Origin of the sequence: Streptomyces sp. NBC_01294, from assembly GCF_035917235.1 — a bacterium.
Classification (GTDB): Bacteria; Actinomycetota; Actinomycetes; order Streptomycetales; family Streptomycetaceae; genus Streptomyces; species Streptomyces caledonius.
In genome coordinates this window covers 6,670,270-6,684,420 of the sequence record NZ_CP108423.1, presented here as the reverse complement: position 1 = coordinate 6,684,420, position 14,151 = coordinate 6,670,270, and the positions used below count along the sequence as shown (strand labels likewise).

The window sequence follows — 14,151 nt, the reverse complement described above, 5'->3', positions numbered from 1 at the left end:
GTTCCTATCGGGTCGTCGGGTAAGCGTGTACCTTGCCGTTGGGGTACACCTTGACAAAGAGGGCATTTGGCGTCCGCGTTTTACCGTCGGGCATGTATTCGATGCAGCCATGCCCCTCGGGAAGCTTGAAGAATCCAGTCTTTCCGGGCCCCACATCAGCGGCGCGCTGCGTAGCATACGCGACGTCCGCCGGCGTCCCGAACTTCCCTTGCGGCTTGCCTTCCTTGCTTGCGCGCGCCGGCCCTTCAGTCCAGTCGATTCCATGCTTTGCACCCTTGAGCAGAGGTGCTTCCGGTTTGTATTTCTGACCGTTTACCTCAATACCACGGCCGACCAGGTCGATTTGCTTTTTCTTGCTGAGTCCATCCAGTTCGCTCTGGGTCTTCATGAAGTCGGCCTGCTGGACGTCGGTCACCGGGTGCGGATTTTCGGGAGTGCCCAGGGGGTGGTCGTTGACCGGAGTCCCGTCCCCGCCCGCGCCCTCCCCGGCACCCTCGCCCCCGCCGTCGCCCTCGTCCTTGCCGTGACCAGGTTCGCCGTCGCCCTCGTCCTTGCCGTGACCAGGTTCGCCGTCGCCCTCATCCTTGCCGTGACCAGGCTTGCCGTCGCCCTCATCCTTGCCGTGACCAGGCTTGCCGTCGCCCTCGTCCCCGCCGCGACCAGGCGCACCCTCGCCGTCGCCCCGGGGCGGCAGATCGTGGCCCGGGCCGGTGGGGGTGTGGGGGGTGCCGGAGCCCTGGCCGGGGCCCGAGCCCGGGGTCTCGTGGTGACCACCTGTCGTGTGGCCCGCGCCGTCCTGTCCGCCACCGGCGGAGGGCGGTGTGTGCGAGCCGCCGCCCGCCGGATCGTGGCCGGCGTGCGGTGCCGTGGAGCCACCGTTGTGGGAGGCGCCGGGCGGGTGGCCCGTGCTGTTTTCGACGTGGCTCGGGCCGCCCGCGCCTTCGAGGACGCGTTCCCTGGCCGGGGCGGGCTCGTGGGTGTTGGGCAGGTCGCCCCTGTGCGGCTCCCTGACGGGCTCGGTGTCGGGGACGACGTTGCCGTGCTCGTCGCGGATGGTGCCGTCGTGGCCGATGACGCGCTTGTTGCCCTGCGGGTCGGCGTACTCGTAGCCGGGCGGCGTCCTGTCGCCGGCGCCTGCGGGGGGTGCGGTGGTGTCGGCCGGGTGCGGGGAGGTTCCGCCGGGCATGTTGCGGGCCATGTCGTCCACGCCCGCTTTGCTCGCCTTCAGACCCTCCATCAGGTCGCCGACCTTGATCTTGGTGAGGTTCGCGGCCTTGCCGAGGTAGCTCATCGGGTCGACGAGCACGCCCGCCTTGCCCACCACGGTCGCGATCTCCGAGCCCACGCCCAGCTTTCCGGCCTTGCCGAGCTTGAGGAACGAACCCGCGCCGATGGTCACGATGTTGAACACCACCGTCCCGCCCGCCCGCGCCGGATCCTTGCCCCACTCGTCCCACGCGACCAGCGACTTGCCGAAGTTGCGCAGGGCCGCCTTGTTCTTCTCGCGCTCGGTGTGGTCGGCCGGGCCGAGCGTCTTGTCCATCACCCAGTCCCACGGCGTGAGGAGGTAGCCGCTGACACCCTCGAAGACGTCGCCGATGCCCGACCAGGTCTTCTTGAGGGTGTCCATGTCGAACACGTTGACCATGTTGCCGAGGCCCTTGAGGGTGCCCCAGACGCCGTCGACGAAGAAGCCCTTCAGGCCGCTGCCGACCTTGTCCTTCGTCCACTCCCACGCGGCCCGCAGGCCCGTGTACTCGCGCCCGTCGGCCGTCCCCCAAGGTGTCTCCTTGGCGTCCTTGACGTCGCTCTCCTTGAAGCCGTACATGCCGGCCTTGTGGGAGCCGTCGTCGACGACGAAGTGCGTGCCGCCCACCAGCGTGGTGATCTTGTTGGCCGCGTCGCGCTCGACGCCCTGGAACGCCACCCACGTCACGCCGACCTCACGGACAAGGCGCGCGTTCTCGTCGATCTTGCCCTGGTCCTGCTGCCAGTCCTCGTCGTCCTTGTTCTCCACGACGAACTTCTCAGCGTCGATGCGGAGTTGCTTCATCTTGTCCACCAGCGGGCGGGCGGTCGACGCGAAGCTCGTCAGCGTGCCGCTGACGGACTCCAGCTTCGTCGCGAACGCGTCCGCCTTGTCCCGCACCGGAAGCGTCGAGTCGAGCAACTCCTCCTGCTCGGGGGCGTCATAGACCGGATCCAGCGCCTGGAAGGCGTTGTGCACGTCCCTGCCCGTACCGCGGATGCTGGAGGCGGTCGTCTTGAGCGCGGCCGCGTGTGTCTCCAGGGTGTCCAGGTTGCCGGTGAAGGTCGGTATCTTCCCGACGTCGATCACTTCTTGGGGCCCTTCAGCTCTTCCGCGGTCGGAGCCTTGGAGTACTCCTCCTGCTTGTTCTTCGCCATCTGCAGGTCGCCCTTGACGTATTCCTCAGTGGCCAGGCGTGCACCGGTGATGGACTTTCCCGTCCGGACGGGAAGGAACTTCAGGTCGCTTTCCGTTCGCTGCTGAAACTCAAGCAATGCCTGGGCCACAGGGCCGAACGCGCCCTCCTTGGGCAGCTCGGTCCCGCCCAGCACCATCGTGCCCGCCCACGTCGCGGCGCCGACCACACCGTCGCTGCACGACGTGAACTCTTCCTCGAACTTGCTGCCCGCTTCGGCAGTTTTGTTCAGGACTCCTTGGACGCCGGCCGGCTTGATGTCCCACGTAGACACGTTGTCCCCCGTTCCTCACAACGCTTCTCTCGAGTGCCCCGCCGCCGGCCGACGGCGCCGCCGCCCACCCGCACAGGTGATCCATTTCTATCAACTCGGCATTGACGTATGCAAAGTGAATGAGGGTCATTCCGGCCCAGCGGCCGCCCCTGTCGCGGAGTTGTGACAAAGCGCGGAACAGCCCCTCGCCGTTTCACGACCCCGCCGACGGCGATCACGTCGGCCGGGTCGTCCACCGCGCAGGCTCTGTCGCGGTCGTCGGCGGCGGTTGGGGGTGCGGGACCGTGTTGCCCGCGGCGGGCTGGGAAGGGTTCACGGCGTCAGTCCGCCGCCGCCCACTGGCAGGGCCGCGGCAGACCGCAGATACGGGACACCCCCCGCGACGTGCATCATCGCGGGGGGTGTCGGGCCGTGCGGGGCCGAGCCGTGCGCTGCTACGCCGTGCGGCGCAGCAGGGCCAGGTACATCGCGTCCGTTCCGTGCAGGTGGGGCCACAGTTGGACGTCCGGGCCGTCGCCCAGGGCCGGTACGCCCGCCATGAACGGCCTCGCGTCGATCAGTTCCGCGGACACCGGCGACGCGCCCGCGCCGCGGCCCTTCAGGACGTCGTCCACGACGACCCGGGTCTCCGCCAGGTGCGGCGAGCAGGTCGCGTAGCCCACGACGCCGCCCACCCGCACCGCCGACAGTGCCTCGCGCAGCAGCCCGCGCTGGAGCGGTGCGAAGCCCTCCAGGTCCTCCGGGCGGCGGCGCCAGCGGGCCTCCGGGCGGCGCCGCAGCGCGCCCAGGCCGGTGCAGGGGACGTCCATCAGGACGCGGTCGAAGGAGCCGGGCAGCCACGGCGGCCGGGTGCCGTCCGCCGTGATGACCTGGTACGGGCCCGGGTTGCCCGCCAGCGCGCGCTCCACGAGCCGCGCCCGGTGCGGCTGCTTCTCCGAGGCCAGCAGGAACGCCCCGCGCTGCGCCGCGAGCGCCGCGAGCAGCGCCGCCTTGCCGCCGGGGCCCGCGCAGCCGTCGAGCCAGCGCTCGTCGCTGCCCTCGACCGGAACGGCCGCCAGGGCCATCGCCACCAGCTGGCTGCCCTCGTCCTGCACACCGGCGCGGCCCTCGCGCACCGCCTCCAGCGCGCCCGGCTCGCCGCCCTCGGACATCCGGACCGCGTACGGCGACCAGCGCCCGGGCAGCGCCGACTCCTCGCCGACCGCCTCCAGCAGCTCTTCCTTCGTGGACCGGCCCGGCCGCGCCACGAGCGTCACCTCGGGCCGCTCGTTGTCGGCCTCCAGCAGGTCCTCGATGCCCGCCCGGCCGCCGCCAAGCGCGTCCCACAGGGCGCTGACGACCCACCTGGGGTGCGAGTGGTACACCGCGAGGTGTTCCTCGGCGTCGTCCTCGTAGGGCGGCGCGACCCGCTCCAGCCAGCCGTCCAGGTCGTGCGCGGCGATCTTCCGCAGGACTGCGTTCACGAACTTGGCGCGCCCGTCCCCGAGCACCACGCGGGCCAGCTCCACGCTGGCCGAGACCGCCGCGTGCGTGGGGATGCGGGTGCCCAGCAGCTGGTGCGCGCCGAGCGAGAGCACGTCCAGCACCGGCGGGTCCACCTCGCGCAGCGGCCGGTCGATGCACGCCTTGATCACGGCGTCGTACGTGCCCTGCCTGCGCAGCGTCCCGTAGACCAGTTCCGTGGCCAGGGCCGCGTCGCGCGCCTGGAAGCTCTCGTCCTGGCGGGCCTTCTTGAGCAGCGGCGGCAGGACGAGGTTGGCGTAGGCGTCACGCTCGCCCACCGCCCGCAGCACCTCGAAGGCCAGCATCCGGACGGGGTCCTTCTGGGGCCGGCGGTGCGGCTTGGCCGGCCGGTTGCCTGCGGGCTTGCGACGGGGACGGGGCTGTTCGCTCACGTGAAAGGTGCTCCGGGTTTACGAGGTGCTGCGGTGATGAGGGAGAGGGGTGAGGAGGTGGAGAGGTGGAGGGGCCGGCGCCCCGCAGGGGCGGGCCGTGCGGGGCCGCTGTGCCCGCGCCGCCGCGAGCGGCGCGGGTGGATTCAGCCTACGTCGGCCCCGCCGAGCCGCTCGCCCGGCGCGATCCGCACCCCGCGGGCCCAGTCGGCGGCCCGCATCGGCTTCTTGCCCTGCGGCTGCACCCACAGCAGCTCCACCGCGTGCGAGCCGGTCCCGACGTGGACGTTGTTCTTGGCCGGGGCCAGCACGCCCGGCGCCAGGTCCGTACGGTCGGGCACCAGGCCCAGCGCGATCAGCTTGAGCCGCTCGCCGCGGAAGACGGTCCACGCACCCGGCGCCGGCGTGCAGCCGCGCACCACGCGGTCGGCGCGCATCGCGGGGGCGGCCCAGTCGATCCGGGCGTCCTCGACGGTGATCTTGGGCGCGAGGGAGATCCCGTCGTGGGGCTGGGCGACGGCGCGCAGGGTGCCGTCCTCGATGCCGTCCATGGTGGCGGCCAGCAGTCCGGACCCGGCGAAGGCGAGCCGGGTGAGCAGGTCGCCGCTGGTGTCGGTGGGCCGGATCTCCTCGGTGAGGATGCCGTAGACCGGGCCGGTGTCCAGGCCCTCCTCGATCTGGAAGGTGGAGGCGCCGGTGACCTGGTCCCCCGCCATGATCGACTGCTGGACGGGCGCGGCTCCGCGCCAGGCGGGGAGCAGCGAGAAGTGCAGGTTGACCCAGCCGTGCCGGGGGATGTCGAGGGCGCTCTTGGGGATCAGGGCGCCGTAGGCGACGACCGGGCAGCAGTCCGGGGCGATCTCGCGCAGCCGGGCCTGGAAGTCGGGGTCGCGGGGGCGGACGGGCTTGAGCACCTCGATGCCCGCTTCCTCGGCGCGTTCGGCGACCGGGCTGGCGACGAGCCGCCGGCCGCGGCCGGCCGGTGCGTCGGGCCGGGTGACGACGGCGGCGACCTCGTGCCGCCCGGAGGAGATCAGGGCGTCCAGGGCGGGTACGGCGACCTCGGGGGTGCCTGCGAAGACGAGCTTCACTGGGTCCTACCTCGCTATCTCGGCTGTCAGCAGCGCACCAGTCTATGGGGCGCCGGCGCAGGGGGCTGCCGGTCGCCCCACCTGCGGTGTTGAGGGGGCGTACGCACACCCGCGCGCCTCTCGCATATGCCGACACGCCCCCACAGCGTGACCTGGGCGACGGGTGGCGCGTTGGTCAAGAGAGATTGACCAAAACGGGCCGCGTGTGAACGGTGTCTGCGGCCCGATCCGCCCTTCAGCACCGGTTCGAGAGGCTTCTTCATGGCCGACCACGCCACCCACGACGCCCAAGCCCGGGCCAGCCTGCACCTCCTGGTGCGGGACATCGAGCGGGTTCGCCGGCAGGTGGATGCTCTGCGTACGCTCACCGCCCAGCTCGGCAACGTGTACCGCCCGCGCCGCTCAGGTCCCTCCACGGGCTTCGTCGTCTACGGCCGGGCGCCCGCGCCCACCGTCCGCCTCGCGCAGGAGCTGCGGGACAGCGTCGAGACGCTGGTCACCGCTGCGGTGGACTTCGACCGTTCGCTCGGTTTCTCGTGGGACGCGGTCGGCTCGGCGCTGGGTGTCACCAAGCAGGCCGTGCACCGCCGCTACGGTGCCCGCCGGGCGCAGTCCGCCGAGTCGGCGGAGCCGCTGGCCGAGGGGACGGCGACGCGGACCCTCGGGCCGCTGCCGACCGTCCCGGCCGCCCGCTCGGTGCCGCCGCAGCCGATGCGCGAGGAGGCCCAGGCCGCGGCCGCCGGGCCGCCCGGACGCAGCCTGGGCGAGGCCCCCCGCTCCCCCGCCCTCCCCGGTCCGCGCAACGGCTGACGCGCGTCCCGCCGCCGGGACGCCGACCCCCGACGGCCGGTCCCCGCTCGCCGCACCTGGATCCGCCCCCGGCGGGGCGACCGCACGGTCGCCCCGCCGGGGGCGTCGGCGTTCCGGCGTCGGTGTTCCCGCTTCGGCGTTCGGCGTTCGGCGTCAGCCGATGTCCAACGGATCGATCCGGACCCGCACCGCCTCCGCCGCAGGGACGCCCCGTGCCATGCGGGCCGCCTGCGCCGACTTCAGGGCGGCCGCCAGGGCGGCGCCGCTTCCCGGCGGGACCCGGACCAGGGCCCGCTCCCCCGGGGACGGCTCCCCGCGCCGCCCGGCGAGCGGCACCGGGCCCAGGATCTCGGCGTCGGGCGGCAGCCCGGCACCGGCCAGGAAGGCCTCGACCGCCTCGCCCCGGCCGGCCACCGCCGCCATCCGGGACACCGGTGGGAAGCCGAGCTGGGCCCGCTCCGCGAGCTCCCGTACGGCGTGGCCCACGGGGTCCCAGCGCACGAGGGCCTGCACCGGCCGCAGCGTGGGCTCGGCGACCACGACGACCTGCCCGTCCCCCCGGACCAGCGAGGCGGCCGCGATCCACCGGCGCAGCGCGTCCTCCCCGGCCCGCAGGTCGGGCCGGGTCAGCATGGCCCACCCGTCGAGCAGCAGCGCGGCCGTGTACCCCGCGCCCGCCGCCACCGGCTCGGCGCCCGGGGTGCACACCACCAGCGCCGGCCGGTCCGGCACCTCGTCCAGGACGTGGTCGCGCCCGGAGGTCCGTACGGGCACGGCCGGGAAGGCCCGTCCCAGTTCCTCCGCCGTGCGCCGCGCGCCCACCACCCGGGCCCGCAGCCGCAGCGACCCGCACTCCTCGCAGTGCCAGGACGGCTCTGCCCGCCCGCACCAGCCGCACTGCAGGTCACGCGCGTCGGGCGCCTCCAGCGGCCCCGCGCAGACCGTACAGCGGGCGGGGGTCCGGCAGCGCTCGCACGCCAGCCGGGGCACGTAGCCCCGCCGGGGCACCTGGACCAGGACGGGCCCGGTCTTCAGCCCTTCCCGTACGGTCTCCCACGCCAGGCTCGGCAGTCGTGCGGCCCGGGCCGCCTCGTCGCGGGCCAGCAGTTCGTCGCCGACGGTGCGGATCCGCGGGGCGCACTCCCGTACCGTCTCGCGGCTCGCGACCAGCGGCCGGGCCCAGCCGGACTCGACCAGCTGGGCGGCCTCCACGGTGCAGCTGGTGGACCCGGCGAGGAAGCCGCAGCCGTCGTTGACCGCGCGCAGCTCCAGTACCTCCCGGACGTGCGGGAAGGGGGCGTTGTCGTCACTGTGGCTGGAGTCCCCGTCGTCCCAGATCGCGACCAGTCCGAGGTCCCGTACGGGGGCGAACATCGCGGCCCGGGTGCCGACGACGGCACGCACCGAGCCGCGGTGCACGGCGAGCCACTGGCGGTAGCGCTTCTCGGGCCCGGATTCTGCGGTCAGCAGGGCGTGCCGTCCCTCGCCGAGGAGGGCGGTCAGCGCCGCGTCGACCCGGCCGGCGGTCCGCCCGTCGGGGAGCACGGCGAGGGCCCCGCGGCCGGAGGCCAGGGTGGCGGCCATGGCACGGGCGAGTTCGTCGGCCCAGCCGGGGCCGGGCAGCGCGGTCCACACGGCGCGCGGGGCGGCGCCGGTGGCCAGCGCGCGCAGGAAGCCGGGCCCGGCGCCGTACCGCTCCCAGCCGCCGGGCTCGGGCGCGGCGGGCGGGGGCAGCGGCTCGGGTGAGGGCTTGGCCTCGGCGCGGGCGCTCCGTGCGGGCAGGGCGAGCTGGAGCACGTCGGCGAGACTGCCGGCGTACCGGTCGGCGACGGCCCGGGCGAGCGCGAGCATGCGCGGGCTGAGCACCACTTCGGGCGAGACCACGTGGGCGAGGGCGGCGAGGGCTCCGTTGTAGTCGGACTCGGCGAGGCGCTCCACGATGAAGCCGTCGATGAGACCGCCACCTTCGCGGCGGCCGCCGTGCACCTGGTGGGATCCGGCCCCGAAGCGGACCCGGACGCGGACCCCCGGCTGCGCGGCCTCGGAGAGCTCGGCGGGCACGGCGTAGTCGAAGGTCCGGTCGAGATGGAGGACGCCCTTGTTCACCAGGACCCGGGCGACGGGCAGCTCCTCGGCCAGGGCGGCCCCCCGCCAGGTGCGCGGCTTGGCCTTGGGCGCCTTGGCCTTCGCCTCGGCGACCATCTCCCGCATCAGCGCAAGCTGCTCCGGCGGACCGTCGGGACCCTGGTCCGCGCCCCGCTGCTCTGGCTCGTTCGCGCTGCTCACACCCGCATTCTTACCAAACGCCACCGACAACGGGTCGGCCTGGAACCCGTACGGCCCGGGAACCCACGCGGTCCGAGAACCCGTGCGGCGCGGGGAACACGTACGGCCCGGGGAACACGTACGGCCCCGGACCGCGAGGGTCCGGGGCCGTACGTGTCACGTGTTGCGTCGTCAGGTCCTACAGACCGGCGGCCGCGCGCAGCGCGTCGACGCGGTCGGTGCGCTCCCAGGTGAAGTCCGGCAGCTCGCGGCCGAAGTGGCCGTAGGCGGCGGTCTGGGCGTAGATCGGGCGCAGCAGGTCAAGGTCGCGGATGATCGCGGCCGGGCGCAGGTCGAAGACCTCGCCGATCGCGTCCTCGATCTTCTGGACCTCGACCTTGGCGGTGCCGAAGGTCTCGACGAAGAGACCGACGGGCTCGGCCTTGCCGATGGCGTACGCGACCTGCACCTCGCAGCGCGAGGCGAGACCGGCGGCGACGACATTCTTGGCGACCCAGCGCATCGCGTACGCGGCGGAGCGGTCGACCTTGGACGGGTCCTTGCCGGAGAAGGCGCCGCCACCGTGGCGGGCCATGCCGCCGTAGGTGTCGATGATGATCTTGCGGCCGGTCAGGCCGGCGTCGCCCATCGGGCCGCCGATCTCGAAGCGGCCGGTCGGGTTCACCAGGAGGCGGTAGCCCTCGGTGTCGAGCTTGATGCCGTCCTCGACAAGCTGCGCCAGCACGTGCTCGACGACGAACTCACGGATGTCGGGAGCGAGCAGCGAGTCCAGGTCGATGTCCGAGGCGTGCTGCGAGGAGACCACGACGGTGTCCAGGCGCACGGCCTTGTCACCGTCGTACTCGATGGTGACCTGGGTCTTGCCGTCGGGGCGCAGGTACGGGATGGTCCCGTTCTTGCGGACCTCGGACAGCCGGCGGGAGAGCCGGTGCGCGATGTGGATCGGCAGGGGCATGAGCTCGGGGGTCTCGTCGCAGGCGTACCCGAACATCAGGCCCTGGTCGCCGGCGCCCTGCTTGTCGAGCTCGTCCTCGTCGCCCTCGACCCGCTTCTCGTAGGCGGTGTCGACACCCTGCGCGATGTCCGGGGACTGGGCGCCGATGGACACCGACACGCCACAGGAGGCACCGTCGAAGCCCTTCTTCGAGGAGTCGTAGCCGATCTCGAGGATCTTGTCCCGGACGAGCTGCGCGATCGGCGCGTAGGCCTTCGTCGTCACCTCTCCCGCGATGTGCACGAGACCCGTGGTGATGAGGGTCTCCACGGCCACGCGCGAGGTCGGGTCCTCGGTGAGGAGCGCGTCGAGGATCGTGTCGCTGATCTGGTCAGCGATCTTGTCGGGGTGGCCCTCGGTCACGGACTCCGAGGTAAACAGACGACGGGACACAACGCTCCCTGGGGTTGCAGCGGCTGCTGGCTGATCATTTGGCGGAACCACATCGGGGGCTGCGCCCGATCACGTTCCTCATGCAGTTTATCGGTCGCCACCGTTTCCGGGACCACCCGTCTCGCCTTCTGGGAGCCGTGTGACCTGCGGCACTCACATTCTGACGTACGGAGGTGACCAGGAGAAGGGAATCCGCTCAGGCGCGCCGCGACGGAAGCCGGACCGCCACCTGGTCCCAAATCACGGCCGCCAGGGCTTCCTTCGGACCATAGGGGACCTGGGTTTCCGAGCCGTCGGAGGCCAGGATGACCGCTTCGTTCTCCTCGGATCCAAAGGTCCTGGCTTCCCCGACCTCGTTCACGACGAGAAGGTCACACCTTTTGCGCGCGAGCTTGGCCCGGCCGTTGGCGAGGACGTCGTCGGTCTCGGCCGCGAATCCGACCACGACCTGTCCGTCCCGGGCCCGGTCGGCCGAGATCTCGGCGAGGACGTCCGGATTGCGCACCAGCGCCACGGGCGCGGGCTCCTGCCCGTCCTTCTTCTTGATCTTTCCACCCGCGTACTCGGCGGGCCGGAAGTCGGCCACGGCCGCGGCCATCACCACGGCGTCGGCGTCCGCGGCCGCCTTGAGCACGGCCTCCCGCAGCTGGACGGCCGTCCCCACGCGGACGACGTCCACCCCGGCCGGGTCGGCCAGCGCCGTGTTGGCCGCGACCAGGGTGACCCGGGCGCCGCGGGCCACGGCGGTGCGGGCGAGCGCGTAGCCCTGCTTGCCTGATGAGCGGTTGCCGAGGAAGCGGACCGGGTCCAGCGGCTCGCGCGTGCCGCCGGCGCTGATCACCACGTGCCGCCCGACGAGGTCCGGCTCGGCCGCCCCGCGGACCAGGACCCCCCGGCACACCTCGAAGATCTCCTGGGGGTCGGGCAGCCGCCCCTTGCCGGTGTCCTTGCCGGTGAGCCGGCCGACGGCGGGCTCGATGACGAGGGCGCCGCGCCGGCGCAGTGTGGCCACGTTCTCCTGGGTGGCGGGGTGCTCCCACATCTCGGTGTGCATGGCGGGGGCGAAGACCACCGGGCAGCGGGCGGTCAGCAGGGTGTTCGTGAGCAGGTCGTCGGCGAGCCCGTGGGCGGCCTTGGCCAGCATGTCGGCGGTGGCCGGGGCGACGACGACGAGGTCGGCGCTCTGTCCGATGCGCACGTGCGGCACCTCGTGGACGGACTCCCACACCTCGGTGGAGGCCGGATTGCCGGAGAGGGCGGCCCAGGTGGCCTCGCCGACGAAGTTCAGGGAGGCCGCGGTGGGCACCACCCGCACCTCGTGGCCGGACTCGGTCAGCAGGCGGAGCAGCTCGCACGCCTTGTAGGCGGCGATCCCGCCGCTGACCCCCAGCACGACCTTCGGCTTACCCACCATGCACTTCCCTTCGACCTGTCCGACGTGTCCGACGCGTTCGGCTCTGCCCGTCGTACCTACCCATGACACACCACAGGCCCGGCAGATGTTCTGCCGGGCCTGTGGTGAAAGGAATCTCGGTGCCTACTGGGCCGGGGCCTCGATGGCCTCGGAGGTCAGCAGACCCGCGTTGATCTCGCGCAGCGCGATCGAAAGCGGCTTCTCGTGGACGTGGGTGTCCACCAGCGGGCCGACGTACTCGAGCAGGCCCTCACCGAGCTGCGAGTAGTACGCGTTAATCTGACGCGCGCGCTTGGCCGCGTAGATCACGAGGCTGTACTTCGAGTCCGTGGCCTCGAGCAGCTCGTCGATCGGCGGGTTGATGATGCCCTCGGGCGCAGTGATGGAAGAGGACACGCTCTACCTTCCGAAGATGGGTGAAAGATGGGGCCGTCCTGGTATCGATCGATTCAAAACATCGATCAACGATCAGACAACTGCCACCAAGGCTAGCAGCTCGCGCGCAACGTCCTCGACGGAGGTGTTGACCAGGGTGGTGTCGAACTCGGACTCGGCAGCGAGTTCGATCTTGGCGGTGGCGAGCCGGCGCTCGATGACCTCGGCCGATTCGGTGCCCCGGCCGGTCAGCCGGCGGACCAGCTCGTCCCAGCTCGGGGGAGCCAGGAAGACCAGCTGGGCGTCGGGCATGGACTCGCGGACGAGTCGTGCGCCCTGGAGGTCGATCTCCAGCAGTACCGGCTCGCCGTTGTCCAGGCGTTCCAGCACCGCGCCGCGCGGTGTGCCGTAGCGGTTGCCCGCGAACTCGGCCCACTCCAGCAGCTCGCCGTTGGCGATCAGCTTGTCGAACTCGTCGTCGTTGACGAAGAAGTAGTGGACTCCGTGTCGCTCACCGGGCCGCGGCTTGCGGGTGGTGGCCGACACCGAGAGCCATACCTCGGGGTGAACCTTGCGCATATGCGCGACGACCGTGCTCTTGCCGACCCCGGAGGGGCCGGAGAGCACGGTCAGCCGCGGACGAACCTCTGCTGCCATAGAGCGATTATCCAGGTTCCCAGGACTGCCTGAGAACGCCGGGAGAACTTCAGTCGACGCCTCAGGCGCCGGTGCTGCCGAACTCGCGCTCCAGAGAGGCGATCTGGTTGGAACCGAGACCTCGGACACGCCGGGACTCGGAGATGCCGAGACGCTCCATGATCTGCTTGGCGCGCACCTTGCCCACGCCAGGCAGAGACTCCAGCAGGGCGGAGACCTTCATCTTGCCGATGACGTCGTTCTCCTGGCCCGTCTTGATGACCTCTTGGAGCGAGGCGCCGGAGTGCTTGAGTCGATTCTTCACCTCGGCCCGCTCCCGGCGAGCCGCGGCGGCCTTTTCGAGCGCGGCTGCGCGCTGTTCAGGGGTAAGGGGCGGAAGAGCCACGCCTACGTCACCTCGGATGTCGAACTGTCGGATACGGACCGGTGGGTAACCCGAGGGCACCACACCAGGCGAGCCCCCGAACAGCGACGGAATTCGTTCGCTGCTCGTTCACTCTGCTCGGAGACTAGCGGCCAACACCGCTCCAGTCAGCGAGAACGGACGAAAAGTCCTGGTCAGCCTCCACTGAACCGTACATCACGGACAAAATACCCCCGTTTTGTCCGAGGAAAGACGTTCGAGTTTCGCCAAGGAGTGCGAGACGCCGCGCCGAGAGGTGCGAACGAGACCTCGCAGGTGGCCCGCTACGCCGAGACGGCCTCGCGGATCTCGTCGGCGAACCGGCGCGCAGAGTCGCGCAGGGCCGCCACGTCCGGACCGTGCTTGAGGACGCCCCGCGAGACGTTCGGGACGACATTGCGCACGGCCTTGCCGAACACCGCCGGCAGGTCCGCCGCCGTCGCGCCCTGCGCGCCGATGCCGGGGGCCAGCAGCGGCCCGTTGATGTCCAGGTCGAAGGAGGACAGGTCGCCCAGGGTCGCGCCGACCACCGCGCCGAAGGACCCCATCGGGGAGGCGTCCGCGTTCTCCGCCGCCAGGTGCGCCAGCATGGTCGCGCCGATGGTGCGGCCGTCCTCCCGGACCGCCCGCTGGACCTCCGCGCCCTCCGGGTTCGAGGTCAGGGCGAGCACGAACAGGCCCGCGCCCGACTCCCGGGCCAGCTCCACGGCCGGCTTCAGCGAGCCGTAGCCCAGGTACGGGGAGACCGTCAGCGCGTCCGAGAACAGCGGCGAGGACGGGTCCAGGAAGGCCGAGGCGTACGCCGCCATGGTCGAGCCGATGTCGCCCCGCTTGGCGTCCATGACGACCAGGGTCCCGGCCGCCCGGGCGTCCGCGACGGTCTGCTCCAGGACGGCGACGCCCTTGGAGCCGAACCGCTCGAAGAAGGCGGCCTGCGGCTTGAAGACCGCCACCGACTCGGCGAGCGCCTCGACGACCGTGCGGGAGAAGCGCTCCAGGCCCGCGATGTCGTCCTGGAGGCCCCACTGCGCCAGCAGGGCGGCGTGCGGGTCGATGCCCACGCACAGCGGGCCGCGGGAGTCCATCGCGGCGCGCAGGCGGGTGCCGAACGGGGTCAC

Annotated in this window: 12 protein-coding genes; 1 reads left to right on the top strand and 11 read right to left on the bottom strand. The window is 72.0% G+C overall.

Annotation, left to right across the window (positions count from 1 at the left end; all coding sequences use genetic code 11):
* Window positions 1-4 precede the first annotated feature (4 nt).
* From OG534_RS30215 to fmt, 4 genes are all read right to left on the bottom strand, one after another.
* A complete protein-coding gene (locus tag OG534_RS30215; RefSeq protein ID WP_326592233.1) occupies window positions 5-2,338 on the bottom strand; it encodes a hypothetical protein in 2,334 nt (777 codons plus the stop codon).
* Complete coding sequence (locus tag OG534_RS30210; protein WP_326592232.1) at window positions 2,335-2,718, bottom strand: DUF6507 family protein; 384 nt, start codon at window positions 2,716-2,718, stop codon at window positions 2,335-2,337. Before OG534_RS30210 ends, OG534_RS30215 begins: the two co-directional genes overlap by 4 nt.
* A 434-nt stretch (window positions 2,719-3,152) precedes the next feature.
* Window positions 3,153-4,613, bottom strand: a complete 1,461-nt coding sequence (locus tag OG534_RS30205; RefSeq protein WP_326592230.1) for an RsmB/NOP family class I SAM-dependent RNA methyltransferase — start codon at window positions 4,611-4,613, stop codon at window positions 3,153-3,155.
* Between the two features lie 143 nt (window positions 4,614-4,756).
* A complete protein-coding gene (fmt, locus tag OG534_RS30200; RefSeq protein WP_326592228.1) occupies window positions 4,757-5,701 on the bottom strand; it encodes a methionyl-tRNA formyltransferase in 945 nt (314 codons plus the stop codon).
* Window positions 5,702-5,962: 261 nt separating this feature from the next.
* On the opposite strand from fmt, the gene OG534_RS30195 reads away from it, so the two are divergent.
* Window positions 5,963-6,511, top strand: coding sequence for a hypothetical protein (locus OG534_RS30195; RefSeq protein ID WP_326592227.1), 549 nt, complete (start codon window positions 5,963-5,965; stop codon window positions 6,509-6,511).
* Window positions 6,512-6,664: 153 nt separating this feature from the next.
* Here the strand turns inward: OG534_RS30195 and OG534_RS30190 are convergent, their stop codons facing one another.
* The 7 genes from OG534_RS30190 to pyrF form a co-directional block, all read right to left on the bottom strand.
* On the bottom strand, window positions 6,665-8,797 hold the full coding sequence (locus OG534_RS30190) for a primosomal protein N' (protein ID WP_326592226.1): 2,133 nt from the start codon (window positions 8,795-8,797) through the stop codon (window positions 6,665-6,667).
* Between the two features lie 178 nt (window positions 8,798-8,975).
* Window positions 8,976-10,184 carry a methionine adenosyltransferase gene (gene metK / locus OG534_RS30185; protein ID WP_030965755.1) on the bottom strand — a complete coding sequence of 403 codons (1,209 nt, stop codon included), beginning with the start codon at window positions 10,182-10,184 and terminating at the stop codon, window positions 8,976-8,978.
* A gap of 196 nt (window positions 10,185-10,380) precedes the next feature.
* The gene (coaBC, locus tag OG534_RS30180; protein WP_442807254.1) at window positions 10,381-11,595 is read right to left on the bottom strand and encodes a bifunctional phosphopantothenoylcysteine decarboxylase/phosphopantothenate--cysteine ligase CoaBC; all 1,215 of its coding nucleotides are present in this window, start codon (window positions 11,593-11,595) and stop codon (window positions 10,381-10,383) included.
* A 126-nt stretch (window positions 11,596-11,721) separates the two neighbouring features.
* Window positions 11,722-11,994 (bottom strand): DNA-directed RNA polymerase subunit omega, encoded by a 273-nt coding sequence (rpoZ, locus tag OG534_RS30175; protein WP_004948662.1) that lies wholly within the window; start codon window positions 11,992-11,994, stop codon window positions 11,722-11,724.
* Between the two features lie 72 nt (window positions 11,995-12,066).
* Window positions 12,067-12,630, bottom strand: a complete 564-nt coding sequence (gene gmk, locus OG534_RS30170) for a guanylate kinase (RefSeq protein ID WP_326592219.1) — start codon at window positions 12,628-12,630, stop codon at window positions 12,067-12,069.
* Window positions 12,631-12,691: 61 nt separating this feature from the next.
* Window positions 12,692-13,015, bottom strand: coding sequence for an integration host factor (locus OG534_RS30165; protein WP_030008746.1), 324 nt, complete (start codon window positions 13,013-13,015; stop codon window positions 12,692-12,694).
* A 302-nt stretch (window positions 13,016-13,317) separates the two neighbouring features.
* Window positions 13,318-14,151 (bottom strand): orotidine-5'-phosphate decarboxylase, encoded by an 834-nt coding sequence (pyrF, locus tag OG534_RS30160; RefSeq protein ID WP_326593942.1) that lies wholly within the window; start codon window positions 14,149-14,151, stop codon window positions 13,318-13,320.

Excerpts from the sequence above, each read along its gene's own strand:
- OG534_RS30195 (WP_326592227.1), top strand. The coding sequence starts at position 5,963 with ATGGCCGACCACGCCACCCACGACGCCCAAGCCCGGGCCAGCCTGCAC.
- gmk (WP_326592219.1), bottom strand. The coding sequence starts at position 12,630 with ATGGCAGCAGAGGTTCGTCCGCGGCTGACCGTGCTCTCCGGCCCCTCC.